Source organism: Flavisolibacter tropicus (assembly GCF_001644645.1).
GTDB classification, from domain to species: domain Bacteria; phylum Bacteroidota; class Bacteroidia; order Chitinophagales; family Chitinophagaceae; genus Flavisolibacter; species Flavisolibacter tropicus.
In genome coordinates this window covers 3,293,750-3,317,966 of record NZ_CP011390.1, presented here as the reverse complement: position 1 = coordinate 3,317,966, position 24,217 = coordinate 3,293,750, and the positions used below count along the sequence as shown (strand labels likewise).

19 protein-coding genes are annotated in these 24,217 nt (G+C 43.8%); 10 read left to right on the top strand and 9 right to left on the bottom strand.

Features of this window, described 5'->3' with window-relative positions; all coding sequences use genetic code 11:
- Positions 1–51 precede the first annotated feature (51 nt).
- The 3 genes from SY85_RS13975 (at position 52) to SY85_RS13965 (ending at position 3,925) form a co-directional block, all read left to right on the top strand.
- Positions 52–753 carry a RibD family protein gene (locus SY85_RS13975; RefSeq protein ID WP_066405478.1) on the top strand — a complete coding sequence of 234 codons (702 nt, stop codon included), beginning with the start codon at positions 52–54 and terminating at the stop codon, positions 751–753.
- Positions 754–955: 202 nt separating this feature from the next.
- A complete protein-coding gene (locus tag SY85_RS13970; protein ID WP_066405475.1) occupies positions 956–2,572 on the top strand; it encodes a Na+/H+ antiporter in 1,617 nt (538 codons plus the stop codon).
- Between the two features lie 174 nt (positions 2,573–2,746).
- On the top strand, positions 2,747–3,925 hold the full coding sequence (locus SY85_RS13965; protein ID WP_066405474.1) for a DUF3179 domain-containing (seleno)protein: 1,179 nt from the start codon (positions 2,747–2,749) through the stop codon (positions 3,923–3,925).
- A gap of 183 nt (positions 3,926–4,108) precedes the next feature.
- Here SY85_RS13965 and SY85_RS13960 read toward each other — a convergent pair whose 3' ends face one another.
- The 3 genes from SY85_RS13960 to SY85_RS13950 all read right to left on the bottom strand — a co-directional run bounded on the left by SY85_RS13960 (position 4,109) and on the right by SY85_RS13950 (position 6,144).
- Positions 4,109–4,561: a hypothetical protein gene (locus SY85_RS13960; RefSeq protein ID WP_066405472.1), complete on the bottom strand. Its 453-nt coding sequence runs from the start codon at positions 4,559–4,561 to the stop codon at positions 4,109–4,111.
- 53 nt (positions 4,562–4,614) lie between these two features.
- Positions 4,615–5,190: a porin family protein gene (locus SY85_RS13955; RefSeq protein ID WP_066405471.1), complete on the bottom strand. Its 576-nt coding sequence runs from the start codon at positions 5,188–5,190 to the stop codon at positions 4,615–4,617.
- A 180-nt stretch (positions 5,191–5,370) separates the two neighbouring features.
- Complete coding sequence (locus SY85_RS13950; RefSeq protein ID WP_082886454.1) at positions 5,371–6,144, bottom strand: copper resistance protein NlpE N-terminal domain-containing protein; 774 nt, start codon at positions 6,142–6,144, stop codon at positions 5,371–5,373.
- Positions 6,145–7,538: 1,394 nt separating this feature from the next.
- On the opposite strand from SY85_RS13950, the gene SY85_RS25660 reads away from it, so the two are divergent.
- Together SY85_RS25660 and SY85_RS13940 are read left to right on the top strand one after the other, a co-directional pair.
- Positions 7,539–7,838 carry a hypothetical protein gene (locus SY85_RS25660; RefSeq protein WP_158512973.1) on the top strand — a complete coding sequence of 100 codons (300 nt, stop codon included), beginning with the start codon at positions 7,539–7,541 and terminating at the stop codon, positions 7,836–7,838.
- 15 nt (positions 7,839–7,853) lie between these two features.
- Positions 7,854–11,834 (top strand): Kelch repeat-containing protein, encoded by a 3,981-nt coding sequence (locus tag SY85_RS13940; RefSeq protein ID WP_066405468.1) that lies wholly within the window; start codon positions 7,854–7,856, stop codon positions 11,832–11,834.
- A gap of 183 nt (positions 11,835–12,017) precedes the next feature.
- On the opposite strand, the gene SY85_RS13935 is transcribed toward SY85_RS13940, so the two are convergent.
- From SY85_RS13935 to SY85_RS13920, 4 genes are all read right to left on the bottom strand, one after another.
- Entirely contained in the window at positions 12,018–12,641 is a 624-nt protein-coding gene (locus SY85_RS13935) for an START domain-containing protein (protein WP_066405466.1), read from the bottom strand.
- A gap of 389 nt (positions 12,642–13,030) precedes the next feature.
- On the bottom strand, positions 13,031–13,255 hold the full coding sequence (locus SY85_RS13930) for a hypothetical protein (protein ID WP_148661198.1): 225 nt from the start codon (positions 13,253–13,255) through the stop codon (positions 13,031–13,033).
- Positions 13,256–13,992: 737 nt separating this feature from the next.
- Positions 13,993–14,499: a DUF6799 domain-containing protein gene (locus SY85_RS13925; protein WP_066405462.1), complete on the bottom strand. Its 507-nt coding sequence runs from the start codon at positions 14,497–14,499 to the stop codon at positions 13,993–13,995.
- Between the two features lie 308 nt (positions 14,500–14,807).
- The gene (locus SY85_RS13920) at positions 14,808–15,188 is read right to left on the bottom strand and encodes a hypothetical protein (protein ID WP_066405460.1); all 381 of its coding nucleotides are present in this window, start codon (positions 15,186–15,188) and stop codon (positions 14,808–14,810) included.
- A 73-nt stretch (positions 15,189–15,261) separates the two neighbouring features.
- Between SY85_RS13920 and SY85_RS13915 the strand changes: the two genes are divergently transcribed.
- The 4 genes from SY85_RS13915 (at position 15,262) to SY85_RS13900 (ending at position 21,933) form a co-directional block, all read left to right on the top strand.
- On the top strand, positions 15,262–16,038 hold the full coding sequence (locus tag SY85_RS13915; RefSeq protein ID WP_099459387.1) for an ion transporter: 777 nt from the start codon (positions 15,262–15,264) through the stop codon (positions 16,036–16,038).
- Between the two features lie 551 nt (positions 16,039–16,589).
- Positions 16,590–17,009, top strand: a complete 420-nt coding sequence (locus SY85_RS13910) for a hypothetical protein (protein ID WP_066405456.1) — start codon at positions 16,590–16,592, stop codon at positions 17,007–17,009.
- A gap of 43 nt (positions 17,010–17,052) precedes the next feature.
- Complete coding sequence (locus SY85_RS13905; protein WP_148661197.1) at positions 17,053–20,841, top strand: PAS domain S-box protein; 3,789 nt, start codon at positions 17,053–17,055, stop codon at positions 20,839–20,841.
- Between the two features lie 267 nt (positions 20,842–21,108).
- Positions 21,109–21,933 carry an aldo/keto reductase gene (locus SY85_RS13900; RefSeq protein ID WP_066405453.1) on the top strand — a complete coding sequence of 275 codons (825 nt, stop codon included), beginning with the start codon at positions 21,109–21,111 and terminating at the stop codon, positions 21,931–21,933.
- Between the two features lie 297 nt (positions 21,934–22,230).
- Here SY85_RS13900 and SY85_RS13895 read toward each other — a convergent pair whose 3' ends face one another.
- Positions 22,231–22,785 carry an ester cyclase gene (locus SY85_RS13895; protein WP_066405448.1) on the bottom strand — a complete coding sequence of 185 codons (555 nt, stop codon included), beginning with the start codon at positions 22,783–22,785 and terminating at the stop codon, positions 22,231–22,233.
- Between the two features lie 74 nt (positions 22,786–22,859).
- On the bottom strand, positions 22,860–23,507 hold the full coding sequence (locus SY85_RS13890) for an NAD(P)H-binding protein (protein ID WP_066405445.1): 648 nt from the start codon (positions 23,505–23,507) through the stop codon (positions 22,860–22,862).
- A gap of 244 nt (positions 23,508–23,751) precedes the next feature.
- Between SY85_RS13890 and SY85_RS13885 the strand changes: the two genes are divergently transcribed.
- A complete protein-coding gene (locus SY85_RS13885; protein WP_066405443.1) occupies positions 23,752–24,033 on the top strand; it encodes a hypothetical protein in 282 nt (93 codons plus the stop codon).
- The last annotated feature ends 184 nt before the right edge of the window (positions 24,034–24,217 follow it).

Genomic DNA, 24,217 nt, shown 5'->3' with positions numbered 1-24,217 from the left:
AAGAAAGGAATGATAGTAGGTACATAGAAATAGGTTAAAACAAAAAGAATCATGAAGCGACCACATGTTATCTGTCATATGATGTCGACCATAGATGGGCGAATTATTGTAGCCAACTGGGGCGATCCGGAAAGACGAAAAGCCTTCTCTGCTATTTATGAAAAATGCCACGAGTCGTTTGACGCGCAGGCCTGGATGGTAGGAAGGGTAACGATGGAGAAGGACTTTACTAAAGGGCTACAGCCAGAATTGGTGAAGCCGGAAAAGGCTATAGCACGGGAGCCATTTGTGGGAGATATTAATGCCACTTCTTTTGCTATAGCTGTAGACGCACATGGAAAATTAGGGTGGGCCAGTAATGAAATTGGTGGCGATCATCTAATTGAAGTGCTAACAGAGCAAGTGAGCGATGACTATCTGCATTACCTGAGGCAGCGAGGCATCTCTTACATTTTTGCCGGGAAAGAAACACTGGACTTGGTATCAGCGGTAAGTCAGTTGGGTGAACTTTTTCCAATACAAACCATTATGTTGGAAGGCGGCGGTCATATTAATGGTTCACTGCTCAACGAAGGGCTTATTGATGAACTAAGCTTGCTGCTATTGCCTATAGCTGATGGTACACCCAATGTGCCAACCACATTTGAAGTAAGAGATAGTTTGCAAAAGAAGGCAGCAACGCAACTACAACTTTCAGATGTACAACAACTACAGGAAGGCGTGTTGTGGTTAAAATACCAGGTTAGCCATTAAAAGCAGACAACTAACATTATTAGCATAGTAAAGCCATTTAGACAATTCTATATGGCTTTTTTTTAAATTAGTCGTACCTATTGCTAGCGTCAATAGTCTCAACCGCAACAGGCAAGGCATATATTGCTCTGTTGCAGCAGTTGATTTTTTGCAGCAGTTATTGTAAGTACAATTAGTTCATCATCACCACAACCAGCACTTCATGCAGAGTGTTTTTATTCAATACGTTTACCTCATCTTAATCATCCTGAGCTTAGTGATGATTGCCAATAAACTCCGGCTGGCTTACCCGATCATATTAGTGTTGGGCGGCTTGTTGCTTAGTTTTACGGCCCGGTTCTCACAAATTGAAATAGACCCTGAGCTGGTCTTTTTTATTTTTCTTCCGCCATTATTATATGATGCTGCTTGGCAGGTATCGTGGAAAGAGTTTTGGAAATGGCGACGGGTCATTACCAGCTTTGCCTTTCCTATAGTCATCTTAACCTCCTGCGTGATCGCATTTGTATCATATGCACTGATCCCTGGTTTTACGCTTGCATTAGGCTTTTTGTTGGGTGGCATTATTTCTCCACCCGATGCTATATCGGCCACTACCATTATGCGTCGGGTAAAAGTACCACGGTCTATAGTTAGTATCGTAGAGGGCGAAAGCCTGCTGAATGATGCTTCCTCGCTCATTGTATTTCGGTTTGCCTTAGCAGCAGTCATAACCGGGCAATTTTATTTTCAAGACGCCGCCATTAGTTTTTTCCTGGTCATCGTTATGGGAATACTTATTGGCCTCTTGGTAGGCGCTGTCTTCTATGGTATTCATCGTTGGTTACCTACTACACCCAGTATTGAAATTGTATTAAGCCTGGCCACTCCTTATTGCATGTACTATTTTGCTGAGCACTTTCATTTTTCAGGTGTATTGGCCGTGGTGAGTGGAGGATTGTTCTTGTCTAACAGGCGTCTACGTATGCTTACCTATCGTAGCCGCATACAAGGACTAAACGTTTGGGCTACCATCGGTTTTGTTTTGAATGGGCTGGTATTTCTGCTCATAGGACTTCAGCTGCCTACTATTGTTCGGCAGTTGGGTGATATCAGTATCATCCGTGCCATAGGATATGGCTTGATCATTTCATTAGTGCTGATCGTTGCACGATTACTTTGCACATTCGGAGCGTCTGTCTTTACCCGGGTAATGAGCCATTTTATTACTGTTGCCGACGCTAATCCGGGGTGGAGAGGTCCCGTTGTTATTGGCTGGGCAGGTATGCGGGGTGTTGTTTCATTAGCAGCGGCCCTTTCTATACCGCTTCTTATCAATGAAGGGCAGCCCTTTCCCTATCGCAACCTGATTCTTTTTATCACATTCATTGTTATCCTGGTGACGTTGGTTTTCCAAGGCCTTACCCTTCCTTTTGTGATTCGTAAAGTAAGGCTGAAAGATAAATTCACTACCATACCAGAACGGGAGCAGGAGGCGATCATTCAAAAGAAAGTGGCACAGACTTCTATTCAATACCTGGAAACGAAACATGGAAAAGAACAGGTAGCCAATGAACACTTTCAAAACCTGTTAGGAAGAATGCAGCTTGAATTTAATTTTTTCCAGCAAAGCCTGAACGGCTCGAGTCCTGGTAATGCCCGACAGGATTTTCAACGTATTTACTTAGAACTATTAGAGCATCAGCGACTAGCGCTGAATGAGATGAATCACCGGGCTGAGTTTGATGAAGACCTAATACGCAAATACCTTTCTTTAATTGACCTGGAAGAGTTAAAGCTCCGGGAAAAGTTTAAGGATGGGACAGCTTCCAGCGAGTAAGTAAAATGTTTGTATGCGATATTCTATTGTAAACAACAGAACTATCATGATATCGGAACTAAACGTCTGGCTTTTTATAGTTTATCTTCAGTAAGCCATAAGTTGTTATGAGCCTAATAGACTTGCACAACTGCTGGCTAATAATTACCACCACCTAACTAAGCCACTTAAATAATGAAAACCTTTCTTCTTTTCCTTGGACTGTTGCTTTTAATTGCTTTGGAGATCCTGCGTGTCTATTTTATTATGCCCTTTCCTGGAAGTCAGCAGAGCAACACCATTAGTATCGCTTACTGGTTGAACAATAACATAAACTGGCTGCGATTGTTATTGTTGGCTCTTTTGGCCTTACCGATTATAATAGGTTTGCGTCGGGCTAAAGTAGGAGGTAAGTTATTGTTAGGTTTTGGGCTGTTGTTGTATGTTTTGGTCATTTACCTGTTCAACTTTCGATTCTTAGCAGATAAGATGTTTTACCAGCCACGCACCAAACGGTTTGCAGCTGTTGATCAGAATACCGTTAAAGAAGATAAGCTGGTGCTAGGGCTGGTTGTTAATGGTGAGGCGAAAGCCTATCCATTGCAGTTGATCGGTTACCACCATCAGGTAAGAGATACCGTAGGTAATACACCCGTAATGGTTACCTATTGTACCGTTTGCAGAACCGGCCGTGTGTTTAGCCCTGTGGTAAATGGTAAGAATGAAACATTTCGCCTGGTGGGTATGGATCACTTTAATGCCATGTTTGAAGATGCTACTACAAAAAGCTGGTGGCGCCAGGTGTCGGGCGAAGCGATAGCTGGCCCATTGAAAGGGCAGGCGCTGAAAGAACTACCCTCACAGCAAATGACCTTGGCAGCCTGGACGAGACAGTATCCACAAACACTGGTATTACAGCCGGATACCGTATTTAACCAATCGTATAAAGACCTGGCTGATTTTGATAAAGGCACTATTAAGAGCCATTTGGAAAAACGTGATTCACTTTCCTGGAAACCCAAGTCGTGGGTAATTGGTGTAGTACAGGGCAAAGAAGTAAAAGCCTACGATTGGAATGAGCTAGTGTATAAACGATTACTTCAGGATTCATTAGCTGGCTTGCCGCTAGTGATTGTTTTAGAAGCGGATACAGCTTCTTTTCATGTATGGAGTCGAAACATCAACGGCACTGTGTTACAGTTTCAAAAGCAAGGCGATCTGTCACTTTTCAATGATGTGAATACGGGTTCTGTTTGGAACATGAATGGTACCTGTATATTGGGTAGCCTAAAAGGCCAGCAATTGCAGCCTGTACAAGCCTCGCAGGAGTTTTGGCACTCCTGGCAAAACTTCCATCCTAATACGCAGCGATAAGCAGTATATGCCCGATACGGAAACACCTTGCTTAAACATAGACTGCAAAAAACAATAGTCTGCTACAGCCTTAAAAAAGACTGAAATGGTGGCTTGTGAAAACATCTCATATAGCAGTTGCCTTTCTTTAAAAGAAAGCGTGGTGCGGATGAATCGTTTGCACTTCGTTGTTAGGTTGGTCTATTATTGTATCATGCCCAAAGCACTTTCCCAACCACTTTGCTGACCTTTCCATTCGGGATTAAAAGCCTTGGGCTTCAGCCCTCCTGCAAAAGACTTTAAGAGGCCGGCAGCGCCTGATAGTGACGTTACATTTTTGGCAAGGTCGGCTATTCCTGCTGCACTGAAGCCTTTTTTAAAAAGACCGGGTTTAATAAAGCCGGCGAGTGATGATATACTACTGGCAAGGCCCGACGCATCGGAAACAGCCCCTTGTGCCTTTTGCATCCAGTTTGCTTTCTCACCGCTCCAGGCATTAGTAAAGGAGCTGGGTTTTATAGCGCCAACCAGCTGGGTTACCATTTGCCCTATGTTGGCAACAGAGCTTGTAGCAGGTGCTGTTACATTTGGTAATTGTGCATAAGTGGCAGAACATAAACCAGTTACTAAAATGATAAACAGGAAATAACGTTTCATAATCTTGGTTTTAATTAGTAGTTAGATAGGTTAGTAATTATGAAAGTCGAGACTTACTTCTTTTTATTGAAAAGCGTGTAAAACAATCCAAGTTGTATAACTCCGTTTTTAAAGTCGGGATCAATGTTGCCGGAATCAAAATCGCCTACTTTGCTGATGCCAATGGTATAACGGCCGCTAATGCCCAGTCCAATCTTGGTTTCATAGCCGAGCCCTAAGGCCGCAGATAGATCGCTGGACTTGGCAAAGTCCTCAGCAGATTGGTCGGGAACGTCTTCGCTTACTTTAAAACCAAACTGAGGACCGCCTTCGACATAGAAGCTGCCAAAATAAACCTGCAAGACTATAGGGACATTGATATAGTTGATTTTAGCATCAAAAGCTTCTGTCGCAGACTTTAATTTAGCTCCTTGAGAAGAGAATAATACTTCCGGTTGTAAGGCCAGCAAATCGCCAAAGCGAATTCTCCAGAAGGCGCCGCCATAACCGCTTACCAGTGCTTCTTTTTCAACGTTCTCAAAATTGCCGCCGGTAAAATTGCTAATGTTTACACCTGCTTTTATACCAAGTTGAGCGGAAGCCGTTTGTAATAAAAGTAGTAGTGTACCTGAGACGAAAAGCTTTAGCATAAAAAAGAATTTAAATCGTTGTAAATGCTTCGGCAACTGGTGCCAAAACCGCTTGGGTAGTCTTCCAGATACGTAAGTCAGATGCTTAAAAGGTGTACAGTATTACTAGTATTATTGGCAGGTGAAAACTATCTGTTATCAAGAGGTAGTTGAATAAAAGGTTGCGGGTAGCGGAAAAAACTAGCGCAGGTACACCGCCACAAACCGTGCCAGTGGCGCCATACGAGCTCTTATTAGTTGCAAAGAATCACCTTTTGAATAGTAGCTATCGGCAGTCTCCAGAGCTTTGAAAAACTGGTCCTCAACTTCCATGCTACTCATGCAGGCCATTTTGGTAGCAGCTAGTGGTGAAAAATGAATGCGGTTATTTGCTTCCAGTTGGTACGTGCCACTAAAGTTGTTGCAGCCGCCATTGCCTGATACGCGGTTATTGTCTATATGCAGAATCATGTGAGGCTCTCGGCTTTGCTGACTGTCTACTATTACGGGTTTGCCCATTACCTCTATCAATTTCCAATACTTGTTGGTAATAGCATTGTCGGACTTAGCTAATATATAACGGTTGGCGTTGGGGCCGGTAATCGTCTTTCCTTGCTGATCTAATTGAATGAGTTGGTTTTCAACTACTTTATAATAAAGGGGGCCATTCTTCATTCCATTCAACATGATGGTATTACCTTCTTTGTTCCAGGAAAATGTTCCGTTTGCATTGTTCACCGTTTGGTCTTTGCCAAGGTAGTGGGTAGATAGCGCATAGCTCTTATCGGCATTTAGTACAATAGTAGTAGCTATGCCTTCACAATCGGCACAGGGTACAATGCCGCTGTAGCTGCCTTGCCAGTCAAGGGAAGTCTTACTTGTATCCGGCATTTTTGAAGGTGATTTGCAGGAAAGAAAAAGTAGAAATAAAAGTATAGCTGGTATAGGTATTAATCGCGTTAGCATCATGGTCATTGTAAGGGTTTAAATTCTAAACCACACATGTTTGCCTCTATACTAACCCACAGTTGGTGGTTTATAAGGTTGACTGTAAAGCAACCTTTTAAATGCTGAGCTATAGCTTACAGCTTAATGGGTATAAAGGTAGGGCAAAAGAAAAGAAGGAAGCGCTGGGTGTGGGTTTTTTGTTATGAATTGAAGGCTGCAAAGCCCGTTACTCTACCTTAGAGCATAATAAGATGCATAAAGGGTAATGCTATAAAACTTTGGTTGAATTTGAGGACTTGTGCAAAGTTTGGTCATATAAGATCTTAGAAAAGCTATTTGCGCTTTTCGGTTTACCCATACGGTTATAAGTATAAAGCGCCCGGAAGCCGCAATTGATACATAAATAATATCTAGAGGTTTCAACCAGTGATAATTAGTTGCCCTCTGATTGACCTGGTAGATCCAGCAAAACCTGGAATTTGTAGTTGCTCATTTTTTATGCCCTTTTTATTGAGCTATTGATACTTATAAAAGGCTTTGACGTATAAGAAAATGGATAGTATCAAGATAGCTTGGATAATAGGATAGAGATGTAAGCTGTGCAGGTAAAGGTCATTCTGAACGAGAATGCCCGCAAGCGTTTTTTTGAAAGCGGTTTAATGCAAGCTTCGAAGTTTTAATAGGCAAAAGAAGGCATGACTGTTATTGCAATAACGGATATAAGTATTTATTTTTAGTAAACTATTCTTTCCTCTGTTTCCTGTGAGGCAGCCATCTGTGAAAGCTTCACTTAACCCTGTTTAAATACGAGTGTTTTTAAGGTATAGCACTTTTTACATCTAACTCGTTTGGAATAAAAAGGTGCTGCTACCTAAAACATCAGCATGCCACTAGTAAGGTAGCGATGAAGTGTTTGATAGTCAAGGTAATCTCCAAAGACTATAAGGCAAGAGATATGATATAATACTTCGTCATTCCCTGATCAATTCATGCATTTAATGGTGGCATGTAAACTCAAATTTCTTTGATAATCTAAAAGGGTGTCAGCATTGTGTGTTGGAATGTACAACAAGTCTTGGAGCTGTTTAGTGTCCGCTTGTTGTGTACGGTTACCTATACACAGTCTATATACTTTAATCATGCTTATTGTAAAGGAGTGAGATTAGAGTGTCCATATGAATAGCCTTTATATTGACAATGAGGAGATAAATTATAAGTAAAGAGTTGTTGGTATCGGTTGGTTTTAAAAGGAAGCTAACATGACAAGATATAGTAAGCAATGCGGTTATACCATTCTTATTTTGAGTTTGGTTTTTCTAAAGTGCTCTAATTCTAGAAGCCAAAGATCGGATACCAGTGCGCAGTCAATAGTAACAGGAACATGGGTCGTATCGGAACCACTTCTTTCACCACTTAGCATCATGCCTCGTTGTAAATATATTCAGACCGGCACCATCTTTATTTTCTCCCAGGATACACTTAAAATATATACAGACGCTTCGAGTAACCCTTGCGATGTTTTTCGTTTCATGACCACAACGAATACGATAACCTTCATCAAAGAGGATATGCATTTTTTAGGTAGCTATGAGCTGAATGCAGGAACGCTAAAGATTAAAGCACAACACTTCTTGACCTATGCAAAGCCAGATACATCCCAGACTGGAAACGCACCAGCTGCACCAGAGCTGGAACTAGTGTTAATACGAAAGAAGAAATAACTAAAACGGATGATTATGAAAAATGCTTACCAACACTTGCTACTTATTTTAATTTGTGGGTTTATCTCACCTGTTTTTGCACAAACGCCTGTTTACATTGGAAAGGTTAATGACGTGAGAACAACTTATTCTACTAAGGCGAGGGCAGCAGCCGCTAACCGGGTAAGTTCAGAAACAATGGTAAGTCATTCTATACCCGGTGAGCCACCCCTCCTTTTGAAAATAGTATCAAGCCGGCAAGATCAAGCTGGAGTATTTTTTTATGGAGAAGTAAAAGATGCTGCATCAGGTCGGTTTTATCTGAGGGTTGTCAATGGCCAGGCATCCGGGGCTATTACCATTCTTGATCAGAAAAAGTATTACCGGTATTCCTCTAAGGCCGATGGGTCAGTTTACTTAACAGAAGAGGATATTGACAAAGTAATGTGTGTGGGTTTACCGAAAGCCAAAGAAGCCACAGGTTCGCGGGGACAAAACAGTCAATCCACTACTGCTAATAGTCCGGCTGCTGCTGCTTTAGAGCCGGCGCCCTTGCTGGAAAGTTTGCCCGGTGCGATCTCTGTACTTTATCTGGACTTTGATGGGGAAACGGTGATCAATACCGAATGGAATCGAAACTATACAAATGGAGAACCGATTGTAGCTGCGCCATCATCGTTCACGGCAAGCGAAATGACCGAAATATGGAAATCAGTAAGTGAAGATTTTCTGCCCTTTGCACTGAATGTAACCACTGACGTAGCGGTCTTTAACAGATCTGCGCCCAACACACGAATGCGCATCGTATTTACCCCTACTCAAGCGTGGTTTCCCGGTAGTGTCGGTGGGGTAGCTTATATTGGTTCGTTTACCTGGGGAGGCGATGCCTTCAGAGGGGAAACCCCTTGTTGGGATTTTAACACAGAAGTTAATTTTAGTGGGGAGGTGGCCTCACATGAAGCAGGCCATACGGTGGGCTTACACCACGATGGTCGTACTGACCCGCCAGAAGAATATTATTACGGAGACCAATCCTGGGCACCTATTATGGGCCTCGGCTATGCTAAGCCGCTTGTACAATGGAGTAAAGGTGAATACCTCAATGCCAGTAACACCGAGGATGATTTAAATATTATAACCACGTTGAATGGCTTTGGTTACCGAACCGATGACCATGGTAATACGAGAGCCACCGCTACCGCGCTGGTCATGGATGCCAGTGGTAATATAGCAGCTACAGCTAATAAAGGGATTATTTCCACGCCCACAGATGTAGATGTTTTTTCACTTACAAGTACCGGTGGTAAAATAGCATTCACGGTAAACCCGGCACCTAAATATTCCAATTTGAACCTTTCAGTCACCCTGTCTAATGCGGCAGGTACCGTCATAGCATCTCATGCCCCGCTACTCGATCCGGCGGCAGCGATCAGTGCTACCGTAACGCCCGGCACCTACTATATCACTATTGATGGTGTACAAGGAGGTTTGGGTGCCAGCTCCGACTATGGTTCTCTGGGTGCCTATACAATTACACAGGGTAAAGACTACTGTACACCGGTATATAGTAGCGGATGCGAATCATTTCTTGATTTGGTCAATAATTTCAGTTTCAATACCCTGGTAAACAACAACTCGGGTTGCACCAGCAACGCAAATAGCTATTCGGTGTATGCACCCACCGGTACACTTACCACAACGGTAAACAGGGGGCAGAGCTATCCATTGAAAATACAGGGAGACGCTGATGAACCACAGAATTTTGCCGTGTGGATCGACTATAACCAGGATAATGACTTTGACGATGCCGGTGAGTTTGTGTATGCTACGACTGGGGGTAACGTCATTTTGTTTTCTGCTACAATTACCATTCCGGCTACAGCCGCCCTGGGGCCCACAAGACTGCGGGTGCGATCTAATTATGAGCCTATGACCAGTATTGATTATTGCCGGCGTATCTCATGGGGGGAAGCCGAAGACTACACCATCACCATAGTAGGTGATGGAGCTCCCATAACACTTAGCGAGCCTGCTAATGGCGCTATATATGTGGCGCCAGCTACCATCAACTTGGCGGCTACAACTAGCAATAACGGAGGTACCATTGCCAAAGTTGAATTTTTCAATAACAATACGAAGTTGGGCGAAGATCCTACAGCACCATATACCTTTAGTTGGACAGATGTTCCCGCCGGTGCCTATACGTTAACAGCTTTGGTTACGTATAATTCAGGTCTTTCCAGTATATCTGATCCAGTGTCTGTAACTGTCCAAAGCCTGATAACGGTCAGCAGTATTGCACCATCAAGTGGTGCGGCCGGCGTGGGTGTAGTAATCAAAGGAGACAATTTTCTTAACGAAACCACGGTGCGTTTTGGTGGTGTGGAAGCAACAGAGGTGTATGTAGCCAGTCCGCAATTGATCTATGCTACCGTACCTGCCGGTGCTGTTACCGGTAGCGTTCAAGTGGTTTCGGGCATTCAAACAGTACAAGCCACAGGCAACTTTACGGTGGCACCTATAGCATCCGTTTGGGCCAACAAAGCCGGCACGCTTACAGCGCGGGCGCAATACGGTGCTGTTGCTGCCAACGGACGCATTTATGTGTTTGGCGGCTACAATAGTACGGGCTTGCTCAACTCGCTGGAAATATATAATCCGGTTACCAATACATGGACAGCAGGCGCTCCCATGCCTGGCGCTGCACGTGGTGTGGCTGCAACACTTGGTACTGACGGTTCTATCTATGTGTTTGGCGGGTTTATCGAAACGGTTAGTACAGCCGTTTATCGCTACACGCCTTCCGCGAATAGCTGGACAACACTGACCAACATGCCAATTGGTATTTGGGAAGCTGCCACTGCTACTGCAGCCAATGGTAAGATTTACCTTTTTGGCGGGCAGCAAACCAGTAATGGCAACGCTTTTAATTCCCTTACACGGATCTATGACGTGGCAACCGACACGTGGAGCCAGGGCGCCAACATGCCAGTAGCTGTCAAACAACACAGTGCGGTTACAGCTGCCGATGGAAAAATTTACCTTTTTGGCGGTCGCACGGGTGCTAATGAACCGCAAGATGTGGTTCAGATCTATAACCCAGCCACCGATACATGGACAACTGGCGCACCGATGATTATTCCTAAAGTGCAGTTTGGTACGGTGTCCGCAACCGACGGACGTATCTATATCGTAGGTGGCAAGGCGCGCATCAACAGCAATACAGGCCCCTTCTTCCACACCGTAGAAATATATGACCCTGAGACGAATACATGGACAGAAGGACCCGTTATTCCGGCGCAGACTGGTGAATTAAAGGCTGTAAACGTTGATGGCAACTTGTACGCAATAGGCGGCACAAATGGTGCATTCCGTAACTATAATTTCCAACTGGCATTTACACCACTGGCACCACTCGCACCTACAGAATTAGCAGCTACAGCCGTATCGGCTACACAGATTGATTTGGCATGGACCGATCGGGCAGACAACGAAACCCAGTATACGGTAGAACGGGCAACGGCTGCTGACGGGCCTTACACGGTAGTGGCTACATTGGGTGCGAATACGCAGGCCTACGCCAATAGCGGTTTGTTGCCAGGTACGCACTATTATTATCGCGTAAGGTGCAGCAATACCGCAGGCAACTCCGACTACTCCAATACAGCCAACGCTACGACACAGGAGGTTGTTACTGATTCTGACTTTGATATTGTTCATGGCAACAAGGGTACTTTGAGTGGCGTTACCAGCCTCACCGTATACCCGAACCCTGTACGAAACACGGCGCACATTGATCTTGCCGTTAGTAAGAATCTACAGATCAATCTGACGATCTATGACCATAAGGGAAATGTGGTAAAACAGTTATACAATGGTGCAGTCAATGCCGGTGCAAAGTACCAGTTCAGCTGGAATGCTGCAGGAAAGGCTAATGGTGCCTATTGGTTACAGCTAACGACTGCAACAGGCGTGATGACAAGAAAAATTGTAGTGGCGCCAGGCGGAAAAAAATAAATGCTGCTGGTAATAGTGGTCTGACTGGGTTATCAGTCAGACCACTATTCTTATTCATTAAAAGCCAGCCAACTGCTTTTTTCAAACAATAACAATACGATAAGGTGAGGTGATTAGGCTCTTTTTTGATAAAGAACTGCATCTTGTTAAATGCACTATGTGGTGAACCTGCAAATTTGCTTATTACTGCTTGAGCATTTGCCTGAGTTGCATAAATGTTTCATAGGGGCCTTTCGCAATAAACATGTTGATTACCCACGTAGGTAGGGAGCCTCCGGGATCAAGGTCCAGGTAATATTCCGCCGTTAACTGATTGTTTGCCACTTCATGGAACTGCCAGTTGGCACTCAAATGCGGAATACGCACTACTCCTTTATGTGTTGGGGCTGCACTGGGCTTGCCTTCTTGTGTTATTACCAGTTTGTGTTGCGCATTATCTTCCGTTAGTTTCATGTTGATGGCAACATCCCTATTGCTTGCCGGCCAAGGTAGTGAGGTCTCATTGTAGTATAGAAGGGTATGATCATCAACTTGCTGGATCAGGTAGGCTTGTTTGGTGCTGTATACCCAGGCTTTCTGTTGTGCAATATTTTGAAAGACAGCCTTTACCTTGTTTAACGAACCTTCAAGATCTGCCTTTACTTTAATGTACTTGCGATTAGAGCCATCAACATCGGCTGTGTATACCTGTATGCCATTAGCTTGTTTAGCTAGCTTCCAGGTAACAGTAGAAGGTGCCTGTGCCTGAATAGGTAAATGGTGTAGACTAAGTGATAAAACGAGCAGTAGTACTAAACCCTTTTTCATGGTGATGTTTTCAATTCTTTATAAAGAGCATACGTAGAAGTAATGGTCACGTTGCCCGATAAGAATAAATAAGTCCTGTGCTATTTTATTGAACAAAAAATAAGCCTGTAAAGATGCCTTGTTAGGTAGTAGTACGCGGTAAATAGGTGTGTTTATGCGGCTCTGCTATTTATGTTTCTGGCATAAAGCTTGGATTTATATAGACGTGTGAATAACTAACACCGAAACCCGGAGTAAGTACCCTATAGTGTAGAGTGATTTGTGGGTTAACATAGAACAAGGAAAAGAGAAATAGTAAAGGGCGGCCAGAGACCGCCCTTTCTCATGCTCTTCAATAACCGGCATTAATAAATTGATGAAGTGGCTGTAAAGACTAAGAAAACGCTTTATTAAGTAAGCCGCCAGCCGCGATCCTGGAAATAGGTTTTCAACAGCTCAAAATGGTCTTCTTCTAAATGTTGCTGTAAGTAATTGTTGGCCAGCAGTTGTTCACTTTGAGCTATAGCTAAGGCTGCTTTGGCCATTCGTGGGTATAAAGCATGAGGAGTAAGCACTACCCTCTCTTCCACTATTGCCACTTCAAGTCCCATATGGCTTTTTGTTACTTTAAACATGGCGCCTCGGTAAGGTGAATGGTATCACAACTATGGGACCGCTCTTTAAGAGGCAGTTATGGTTTAGGAATTTCCGGATATGATCTATTTTGATATGAGGATAGGACTAAAAACAAAAAACCTCTTCAAAAGGAAGAGGTTTGTTTAAATAGGTTTATTTCTCGGATAAGAGTGATCTGTTAATCGGTTCTCTTTAATACTGTTTTCGTTAGGGAAGGGATTGCTTTACTAGGATATTGGATAAAAACGGACATGTCAAAGCTACGCCGGTACTATAGGGGAGGCAAGGGATGTTTTGAGGCTGTAAGAATAACTACTTATGCTGGCCGCCAGTTATTGACCAAGGTTAAGCAAAGCAGCTCTGCAGTAAGAGAAAATAGTTGAATAACTTAGCTTTTTTGTACAGAAAAGAAACCATAATAGCTGATCAAAGCTGATTACTGAAGAGCTTAAAAAGCAAAGCTGAGAAATAAAGTGGGGAAGATAGTCAGCAATAATTCCCAAAAAGGATGGCTTTCTACATTGTATAACCGAAGTTTCCGTTTAAAACGGATCGGCACGCCTATTGTAGAGGTATATATGGTTTTTCATAGGATATTGGATTTTAAAGCGGGCTGAGGTTTCTACCTTAGCCTTAATTTTTTATAGCCTTTCTATAACTTCTTTTAGGAGGCACAATAAAAAATCCCCGTTTAAATAAACAGGGATTAGAAAAAAACAAGCATTAGGACTCGTACTTATTTATTATGGTCCTTATCAACAGCATCTTTTACTTTTTCACCAGCTTTCTCTGCTGCATGGCCAACAGCTTTACCCGCTTTTTTTACGCCATGTTTGGTAGCATCCCAAGCGTTGTCAATAGCGTTGCCGGCTTTGTCAAAAAAGTTACCGGTCTTGGTTACTACTACACCGTCATCCAGGTCTACTTCATTGTTGTCTTTTTTCACTTTACCTGAGCGGTAAACAACTACACCATTGTCCAGCTTTACATCTTCCTTAGCTTCTACCCACTGTCCATTACGCATTACCATCACCTTTTTTTCCTTATAAGTAACATCACCTTCCATAGGCATATAGGCCGTATTGCTAGAGGTGGTTGTGGTAGTGGTCATGGTGTCGATAGGCGCAACAGTAGTTGTAGTAGTCGTACTGGTAGTGTCAGCCGTATTTTCTTTTGTGCTGGTGTTGCTGTTACAGGCAGTCAGCGATGCTGCTGCCAGCGTCATGGCAATGATCTGTTTCATATTGTTTATTTAAAGGTTAAGGCATACGTGTAAGCTGGTTGGGTAATAGCCAACCTACTCTATGCATCTATCAAGCGGTGTATTATTAAAAAGCTATGCCAGAAGGGGGGAAGCCCGGCAGAGGCGGAGCCAGTCAATGGTCATTAGTCATTGGCCATCATGTACCCCGGCCCCTAAAGGGGAGGGCTCAGGCGCAGGTGTCCCGCAGATGGCGCCGATCGGCACAGAAGGGGAACCACAGAGACAGGGGGAACACGGAGAGATACAGAGGGTTTTAAGAAGGAATGGATTGAAGAAAAAGTCCTCCACTAAGGGAGTGCTTTTCTATTTTCAATTCTTCTTCCTTGTACCTTGATCATTGAAAATTGAGCATTGAACATTTCCTTTCTTGTTCCTTGTTTCTTGCCCCTTGTGCCTTGTTCCTTGTTCCTTGTCCCTTGTTCCTTGTTTCTTGCCCCTTGTTCCTTTTCTCCACTTCTTCCTTCATCCTTCCTTGTACCTTGTACCTTGAACATTGATAATTGAAAATTGAGCATTGAACATTCCTTCTTTCTTCCTTTCGCATTTCGAATTTCCCCTTTCGAATTTTTCCTACTTCTTCCTTCATCCTTCCTTGTTCCTTGTTCAATACTCTTCTCCTCCTTTTCTCTGCGTGTAGCGTATAGCCAATTGCCCTTTTCAAATACCATAATTCGCTGTAACTTATACTCCTATTTCCTTCTTACCAACTTGTATCAGTCCACTAAAAGAAAAGTTTATGTATTGCTGCATCCGGCGCTGGGTAATACCCTGGCTGACCGCTTATTGAACCTTTTTATTATTGTACTTATTCTCTCGAATGTATTAGCTGTAATGCTGGAAACGGTGCCCTCTATCTATGTGAGCCATCACTTATTCTTTCACTATTTTGATATGGTGTCGGTAGTCATCTTTACGGTAGAATATGGACTGCGGATTTGGAGCGCTACTGCCGATCCTCGTTATAAGCACAGCTTCTATGGCCGCTTGCGGTTCATGGGGACCAATGAAGCATTGATCAACTTATTGGCAATTCTGCCCTTTTATATTCACCTATTTATTGGACTGGATCTACGGGCCTTACAAATACTACGGCTGCTGCGGCTTTTACGTGTCTTTCACCTGACCTCTTATATGAAAGCATCGCGGTTGATCATTACCGTTTTCCGTTCCCGTAAGAATGAACTGTTACTGAGCCTGGCGCTCACCCTGTTTTTGCTGATCATTTCCTCCTGCCTGATGTTCTACTTTGAGCATCCGGCCCAACCGAACAAGTTTACCAGCATACCACATACATTCTGGTGGAGTATCATTACGCTAACCACCGTTGGCTATGGCGACCTGATACCGATAACCATTCCGGGAAGAATTCTTACAGGTATCATCCTGTTGATAGGTGTAGCCCTCTTTGCACTACCTGCCGGTATTATTACTTCCGGGTTTCTGGAAGAATCACGGAAGACAAAGAAACAGTTGCCCGCCCGCTGCCCGCATTGTGGAGAAGAACTGGTAGAGCAATGAGGGTAGAACTAGAATGGGTAGGATGGGAAGGATTAAGAGGAAAGGGTTAACAGGTTAAAAAAGAGGAGAGGAGGATATCCTCTGCAACTCCTCTATAAGTGAGACTCATATAACTGGAATTTGGAATTTGTCCTTTGACATTTAAAAGAAGGCCTCCTATGCGTGGATGCTCCCCTTTAGGGGCTGGGGGTGTGCCTTGTCTGTACCTCTCCTGTACCTAGTCTGTACCTCTTCTGTACCTCTTCTGTAGGTAAGTCCGTACCAACTGCACAGAAAAAGCCCTCTACCTGCCTTCCACATTCACTACTCATCCTTAGATAAGCCTATACTCCTCCTCTCTTCATTGAACATTGAGTATTGAAAGTTGAGCATTGAACATTTCCTCCCTTCACTATTCATCCTTCCTTGTTCCGTGTTCATTCTTCCTTCCTTTCTCCTTTCCTCTTAATCATTGCCATCCCAAAATCTTAGTTATCCTCAGCGATAAAAAATAGTTGGCCTAACGGTAGAATTAGCTTATTTTTTAATAAAGTTTGAATAACCTGGCTTGCATGAGAAGTCACCATTTTATAGGAACATGGCGCAGCTATAAGGCGTTTTATGCTTCTGGCTGTGTAAAAAAACATACGCCTACCAGTTATCTTGAGGTAACTGTAGACGAAGATCATTGTATGACTATAAAACAAGCTCCGGCACCTGTACCACGGGAAGCGTTGGTGCAGACCTCTGCCTGGGAGATCAAAGAAGTAAAGAAAAAAAACTACCTTTTCATACAAGGCAAACAAGCTTATGAAGTAATTACCCTTGAGCCTGATGACCTGGTACTGGCTGATATGGCAAAAGGCGAGAAGCTATTTTTTGCACAGCTACCGGAATGGCGTAACCGAATGTATGAGCCTGTAGTTTCAGCAGAGCAAGATGTGTCCATCACAATCTGGTCGAAGAGTCTCATTGAACTGATCCAAGAATAGCTGCACATTATTTCTTTTCTTATCACCTTGCCTTTTGTATTTTATGCCAGAAGTAACTCTCCATACCACTCTTTTTTCAAAGAATGGAGATGATAAAACAAATGTATTAGAAAAGCTTTCGCAGTGGGCCATTAGCCAGGGCTGGAGAATTGAAGAGGAGGAAAGTAACCCGCCATTGAAGCTAAGCAAAAAGCACAGCACTCGTCAACTGACGGATAGTGCTGCATTACTGCAATCTATAGTCGATGCCTCGTTAACGGGCATTTCAGTTTACAAGGCCATTCGTGATGAAAACAATGTGATCATTGATTTTGAATGGGTGCTTCATAATAAAGCATTAAAGCAATATAATGATGGCAGAGACCTGGTGGGTAAACGCTGTTTGGACGAATATCCCGGTCTAAAAGAATCCGGCATGTTTGCCCGGTATGTAAAAGTGATTGAAGAGAATGTGCCGCAGGATTTTGAAGTGCACTATGCCAATGATGGCTTGGATAATTGGCGTCGTATTGTTGCTGTGAAGTTAGGTGATGGTATTGTAACCAGTACAGAAGACATAACCACACGCAAAAAAGCCGAGCAGGCAATATTTCAACTGAAAGATGAAGCAGCACAAAAAGCAACCGATCGTTATTATGCTATTTTTAATTCTATTGATGAAGGTTTTTGTATCATTCAAATGTTATACGACCGTGAAGGCAAACCCATTGATTGGATTTATCTAGATGTAAACCCGACTTTTGAGCGGCAAAGTGGTTTTAACCCAAAAGGCAGAAAGGTAAGCGAGGCCATTGGAGATGTTGAAGCTTTTTGGCTCAATTTTTATAACAGCGTGTTGCAAACCCGGCAACCGGCAAGGACAGAAAATTATGTAGGTGCTATCAATCGCTGGTATAAGATTTATGCCTCTCCGTTAGAAGGAGCAGAGCATTTGCTGGCAGTGGTCTTTGACGACATTACGGAGCGCAAACAAACAGAAGAAAGGCAGTTGTTTTTACTGAAGTTGAACGATGCGCTTCGCTCGCTCCCTGATCCTCTAAAAATACAGGCGGTAGCTGCTGATCTTTTGGGTGAACATCTGAAGGCGAATCAATCTCATTACGGCGAAACGATTGGAGAGTTTATATATATCAGCCATAGCCATGGTGATGGGCTACCACCAATGACAGGCAAGTTTCGTCATCTCGACTTTGGTGAACGTTTGGTAGAAGGATTCCGCAAGGGAAAGGTGCAGGTATGTTATGACACGGCTACAGACCCAACGATATCTCAAGATGAACGGGGCGTGCTTGCTTCAGCGCATATAGGCGCCTATGTAGCGATGCCGTTGGTGAAAGGGGGAGAATGGGTGGCTACTTTGGCTGTTCACAACATAGAGCCAAGGCTGTGGAAGGAAAGCGAAATTGAGTTGGTGCAGGAAGTGGCTGAGCGTAGCTGGGCTGCGGTGGAAAGAGCAAGAGCAGAAGAAGCTTTGCGGATCAATGAAGAACGGATGCGCAGGCAGAAAGAAGCTTTCTTGGCAACCGTTAATGGCGCCACGCTTGATCATTCGCTCAACGTCCTGACCAGTATGGTCATAAATGAAACAAAGGGTGAGGCAAGAACGGCCTTTTATATTGCTAATGCGGAAGGCACAGCATTATACAACATCCGTGGAGCCGGAAACATGCCGGACGCTTATGCCGATGAAATAGATGGATTTCTTATAGGGGAAGATTCGCTTGCCTGCGGATTGGCTGTGCCAACAGGCCTTCCTGTACTGACTTCAGATATTTTTGAAGAACCAAGGTGGAAGCCTTGGACTTCTGTTGCAGAGAAGTACGGCTACCGTGGCTGCTGGTCATTTCCTATTAAAACGAAAGAAAACAAGGCTGTCGGTACGTTTGCCATGTACTTCCAATGGCCTCGTGAAGCGACACCGAAAGATATTGAACTCGCCGATATTGTAACCCAAACGGCTGCTGTCATCATCTCTCGTCACAGTGAGACACAGGAACGCATCCGCGCCGAAGAAGCCTTGCAGCAATCCCAAACCCAACTGGCAGAAGAAATGGCTGACACCAGGCAGCTGCAACATACCAGCAGCCAATTGATTGATGAAGACAATATTGATGCACTGTATGATCAGATATTGGATGCTGCCATTGCCATTATGGATTCCGATATGGGCAGTATACAATTGCTTTCTTCTGAAAAGAATGAACTACTGCTTTTGACATACAAAGGTTTCTCGCCAGAATCGGCCAAGACCTGGAAGTGGATAACGTTAGAATCTACCACATCCTGCGGTATGGCGTTCGCCAAGGGAGCGCGTGTTGTTGTTTCGGATGTGCATAGCTGTAAATCTATGTTTGATGCGGAAAACTTCGAGGCTTTTCGCTTATCGGGCATTAAGGCCGTGCAATCCACACCACTTGTTTCCCGTACTGGTAAAATATTGGGCATGCTCTCCACTCACTGGCGAAGCGCGCATGAACCTGCAGAACGGGAGTTAAGCTTACTGGATGTACTGGCCCGCCAGATGGCTGACCTGATTGAACGTAAGCAAGCCCAGGATGAACTCAAGGAATTCAATGCTTCGTTGGAGCAGCAGATAGCAGAGCGCACTCATGAATTGAAAGAGAGCAAGGCATTTATAGAAGAAGTTACTTCCACTGTCCCTGATCTTATCACGATTTATGATGTCGTTACTGATAAGATTTTGTATGCCAATCACGATGCCTTTTGGGGAGCGGAGGATGAAGGAGCAAGCTTGAATTTGCGGCATGTGGAACGGGTAGAAAAACTGATTCACTTTGATGATCAGGAGAAAGTAAAAGCGTTCCTGGAAGAGCGAAAGGAGTTGCTCGACGGAGAGATTAAAGAAGTTGACCTGCGGACGGCTTCTGGCGAGCGTTGGATTCGGCTTAAAAGTAAAGTGTTTAGTAGAAATAGTGCCGGCGAAGCGGCTCTGATTATTTCCCTGATAACCGATATTACTGATCGAAAGCTGTCGGAGATAAAGATCAATGAGCAGTCTAACTTTATTGAGCGTGTGGTTAGTAACGTACCTGAAACCGTATTTATTTTTGACTTGCGTGAGCAACGCAATGTCTTTGCTAATCCTGAAGTAGAAATATTATTGGGTTACACACCTGCTGAAATGCAGGCCTTTGGTATTGGTGTTATTCAGCGTCTTGTGTATCCGGACGACTGGAACATACAAGCCGGGTTACTGGCGGCCCTGTCTACGTTAGAGGATGGCGAGATACAGGATAGTGAATACCGTGTGGTGCATAAGAACGGATCGATACGCTGGGTGCAGGTGCGTCGCGGGGTTTTCAGGCGAAATAAAGAAGGTGGAGTAGAGCAGATCATTGCTATTCTTCACGATATTACGCAGCTAAAGAATGCTGAGCAGGAGCTGAAGGAGGAACATTATTTCCTGGAGCAGGTCACTAATAAAACCCCTCATCTTATTTATGTATTTGACCTGGAGGAACAGCGCTTTACTTATATCAACAAACGGGTGAACGAACTGATAGGTCAAACCGAAGAATATGTATATGCCATGGGGCCGCACTTGTTCCAGGCCATCATCCACCCAGAAGATCTGCCTAAGCGTACCACCTATATGAATGAGATGACAACACTGGCAGAAGGAGAGGTGCGTGAATTGGAGTTTCGCATCTGGGTGGGCAAAGGCTTCCGCTGTTTCCGCACCAAGGATAGTATTTTTAAAAAAGAGAATGGAGTGGTAAAACAAGTGATCGGCATCGGTGAAGACATCACCTTAGAAAAGCTAATGGAGGAACAGGCTAAGAAAGGTAAAGGGCATATTGGGTTGAATTAGTGAGACCTAGGATTAGTAGGAAGGGAAAGGATTAAGGGGAAAGGGATATTGAACAGGGAACAGGGAATGATGAAGGAAGAAGGAAGAGAATGTTCAATGCTCAACGATCAATGTTCAATAAAGAGAGAAGAGAACTATAAAAGAGGTTGACTCTTGGCGTGCAGCGTGCAGCTTGTAGCTTGCAGCCTTCCTTTCACGTCTCACGTTTCACGATGGCTGTTTGTTGCGTGAAGCGTTTAGCTTGCAGCTTATATTCATACCATAAAAATGCTTCAAAGAATCATACCTTCTTCCGGCGAATCATTACCTGTTATTGGCCTTGGCACTTGGCAACAATTTGATATAGGGGCTAGTGCACAAGAACGGCAACAACTAACCGAAGTATTAACGCAGATGGCAACACATGGTAGCCGCGTCATTGATTCCTCACCTATGTATGGCAGGGCCGAAGCAGTGGTTGGCGATCTTACAAGTCACTTACTTATAGCTGATGATTTCTTTTATGCTACCAAGGTATGGACCACAGGCAAAGCGAGTGGCCTGCAACAGATCAATTCTTCTTTTCAAAAGATGCGGCGGCAAACTATGGATTTGTTGCAGATACATAACCTGGTGGACTGGCAAACACACCTGCGTACCCTGCGGCAGTTAAAAGAAGAAGGGCGTATTCGCTATATTGGTATAACGCATTATCACCGTTCTGCTCATGCGCAGTTAGAACAAGTAATGCATGAAGAGCCGATAGATTTTGTGCAATTCAATTATTCCATTCAAGAGCGCCATGCCGAGCAGTCATTGCTATCGACAGCACAGGCAAGAGGCGTAGCGGTGTTGATCAATGAACCTTTTGAAACCGGTACTTTGTTTAAGCGGGTAAAAGGAAAATCCTTACCCGCATGGGCGGAAGATTATGGAATAAATAGCTGGAGCCAGTTTTTCCTGAAGTATATTATCGCTCATCCTGCTGTTACCTGTGTTATACCAGGCACTTCTAATCCAAAGAATGCAGTAGAGAATATGGAAGCTGGTAACGATCCATTGCCAGATGAAGCTATTTGCCGAAAAATGCTTCAGGTACTGGAGAAATTATAGCGCGGTTAAAAGTTGACGGTAGAGAGTGGACGGTTGACAGAGGACAGATGACAGTTAATGGTTGCCTACTGTCCTCTATCATCTGTCTTTGTTGCTTCTTCTCTGTTATCTTTTATTGTACCTTGATCATTGAAAATTGAACATTCCCTTTCCCTTCTCACAGCTCGTAGCTCATAGCTCGCAACTTTCCTCCCTTCTTCCTTCATCATTCCTTGTTCCTTGTTCATTATTCCTTCCCTTGTCAACTTATCAACTTGTTAACCTGTCAACTATCCTCTGTCATTCCTCAATAGCTAATCATTGCATTTTCATTCCAGTCTGCATAGCTGTTGCCGGCCAGGTAGAGGCGCTGTAGTGTTCAATGATTTTACCTTCATTATTAAAGCGGAAGATGTCAGCCTCCCGGGTTTTATACGACTTGCCGGTGGCTTTCTGACCCATGAAGTCACCTTTCCAGGTGCCATTCCAATCACCCCAAACTACCACCCAGTCACCATCGGCTACCGCTTTCAGGTTGCTGCCTTTTACATCTGGAAAAGCTTTCATCCAGTTGGAGATCATCACGTTAATGCTGTCCTTGCTTTTGGTCGGTGGCATGGCACCGTCGCTATAATCCACTACATCAGGAGCGGCATCTTTTAAAACAACATTGACATCGTGTTGATTGATGGCTTCAGCACTTTCCAGTGCTGTTTTTTTGTTACGTTCTTCTTTGGCCTCTTCATCATTGTTCATTGGCATGGTAGCGCCGGCGCTATCTTTATCGGCCATGTCCTTGTTGGCAGGCTGACTGTTGCAAGCTGTAAGTACTACGGTAACACTGGTAAGCAGGCCGTAAATAATTGGTTTCATTGTAATAGTTATTTATGGTTAAAAAAATAAGGTTGCCGGTTGTTTGTCTTCAAAGAATGCATGGTTTATACTTCTTACTTGCATCTTTTGATCTCACTGACTTCAATAAGGCGTAGGTGTTGTGGTGCGGAGTCAATAGTATGCACAAGGGTTTGTATCATTTGGTTAATGGTTACTAGCGACAAGGCTTTTGCTTTCTGCCGCCAGGCGGGTATAAGACGGGCAATGCCATAAAAGGGTAAAAGCAACAACGGCCACCAATGCCCCGGACCCAAAACATACCAGGGTCGTATAAACGTACAAGGAAATCCTTTGGAGAGGAGATCGTTTTCTCCTTCCTTACGTACTTTTTGGAAATCCTGCATAACCCTTGTTTCCATCCTAGCCACACTTACATAGATAAAATGAGAAACATGGGCAGCCGCTGCTGCATTGGCCGAAGCTTTAACACTGGCCAGATCAATACGGCGAAACTGCTCTTTCTTTCGTGGTGATGGATGCGCTACACCCAACAGCTGTACAAACACGGCGCCCTTTGGAATGTATGCCTGGAACTGAGAAGCATCAAAAGGATTAGCGACAACAGCTTTAGCTCCTTGAGGTAATTTTCTTTCGCTGCCCGGGCGCACAAGTGCCGTTATAGAGTAGCCTTGCGTTACTAATTTCTTAATGAGCCTGCGGCCCATATATCCTGTTCCGCCCGTGATAAAGACCGGAGTCATTGGGGATATTACAGACCTTGAAGCTACAATGATTTTAGCAGGATTAGAAGGCCCATAGCATAAGTCATTGAAGCTCTAGGTGATAGCAATACACAAGAAAGTGCTAAAAAAGGAGGTGTTGAAAAAAACTAACTCAACACTACATTGAGATGGCACGATTCTTACAGTTCAGATTATGTGTTGAAGGATAGGCTTGTTATATGTGTGTAACAGTCTATCCTTTTGTATTTTAAAATCTGTTGTTATGAATAGTAAGATCACAACCGTTAGCATTGCTGTTCCTTATAAAAGTTCAGGTGGTGTTATTCACCAGCATCAGGTGGATTTTGAGTTTTACAAAGTAGATGGTCATTACAGCTTGCGTCCTTGTTTGGATGCAGCAGAACTACAATTGGCCAACTTGCCGCCAGAGCTACGGTTTGTTATGGAAAGTGGCAAACCAGTATCGTTGCGTGGTAAAATAGATGGTAACTTACATGTAATTCAAGACGCGGTTGTACTACTGAAAGAGCAGCGTCATCTGTAGATCAGCCTGCTTTATAAGATGGGCCGTTTTTTGCTGTAAGATTGATGAGCTGCAAGGAATTTCAGATTTAGTAGTCTGCTAACAAACGAAAAGCACGGGTATATACGTTAAGGTTCTTTACAACTTACTATCATTTTAAATTACGGTTATGCGTGCCACAAGCCGCCAATCGTTTTACTAAAGG

Bases quoted from the DNA above. Each gene is read 5' to 3' on its own strand.
- SY85_RS13910 (WP_066405456.1), top strand. From the start codon at position 16,590: ATGAGAAGTCACCATTTTATAGGAACATGGCGCAGCTATAAGGCGTTT.
- SY85_RS13925 (WP_066405462.1), bottom strand. From the start codon at position 14,499: ATGAAACAGATCATTGCCATGACGCTGGCAGCAGCATCGCTGACTGCC.
- SY85_RS13940 (WP_066405468.1), top strand. From the start codon at position 7,854: ATGAAAAATGCTTACCAACACTTGCTACTTATTTTAATTTGTGGGTTT.
- SY85_RS13920 (WP_066405460.1), bottom strand. From the start codon at position 15,188: ATGGTATTTGAAAAGGGCAATTGGCTATACGCTACACGCAGAGAAAAG.
- SY85_RS13935 (WP_066405466.1), bottom strand. From the start codon at position 12,641: ATGAAAAAGGGTTTAGTACTACTGCTCGTTTTATCACTTAGTCTACAC.
- SY85_RS13885 (WP_066405443.1), top strand. From the start codon at position 23,752: ATGAATAGTAAGATCACAACCGTTAGCATTGCTGTTCCTTATAAAAGT.
- SY85_RS13950 (WP_082886454.1), bottom strand. From the start codon at position 6,144: ATGACCATGATGCTAACGCGATTAATACCTATACCAGCTATACTTTTA.
- SY85_RS13955 (WP_066405471.1), bottom strand. From the start codon at position 5,190: ATGCTAAAGCTTTTCGTCTCAGGTACACTACTACTTTTATTACAAACG.
- SY85_RS25660 (WP_158512973.1), top strand. From the start codon at position 7,539: ATGCCTCGTTGTAAATATATTCAGACCGGCACCATCTTTATTTTCTCC.
- SY85_RS13975 (WP_066405478.1), top strand. From the start codon at position 52: ATGAAGCGACCACATGTTATCTGTCATATGATGTCGACCATAGATGGG.
- SY85_RS13895 (WP_066405448.1), bottom strand. From the start codon at position 22,785: ATGAAACCAATTATTTACGGCCTGCTTACCAGTGTTACCGTAGTACTT.
- SY85_RS13965 (WP_066405474.1), top strand. From the start codon at position 2,747: ATGAAAACCTTTCTTCTTTTCCTTGGACTGTTGCTTTTAATTGCTTTG.
- SY85_RS13970 (WP_066405475.1), top strand. From the start codon at position 956: ATGCAGAGTGTTTTTATTCAATACGTTTACCTCATCTTAATCATCCTG.
- SY85_RS13890 (WP_066405445.1), bottom strand. From the start codon at position 23,507: ATGACTCCGGTCTTTATCACGGGCGGAACAGGATATATGGGCCGCAGG.
- SY85_RS13905 (WP_148661197.1), top strand. From the start codon at position 17,053: ATGCCAGAAGTAACTCTCCATACCACTCTTTTTTCAAAGAATGGAGAT.
- SY85_RS13960 (WP_066405472.1), bottom strand. From the start codon at position 4,561: ATGAAACGTTATTTCCTGTTTATCATTTTAGTAACTGGTTTATGTTCT.
- SY85_RS13930 (WP_148661198.1), bottom strand. From the start codon at position 13,255: ATGTTTAAAGTAACAAAAAGCCATATGGGACTTGAAGTGGCAATAGTG.
- SY85_RS13900 (WP_066405453.1), top strand. From the start codon at position 21,109: ATGCTTCAAAGAATCATACCTTCTTCCGGCGAATCATTACCTGTTATT.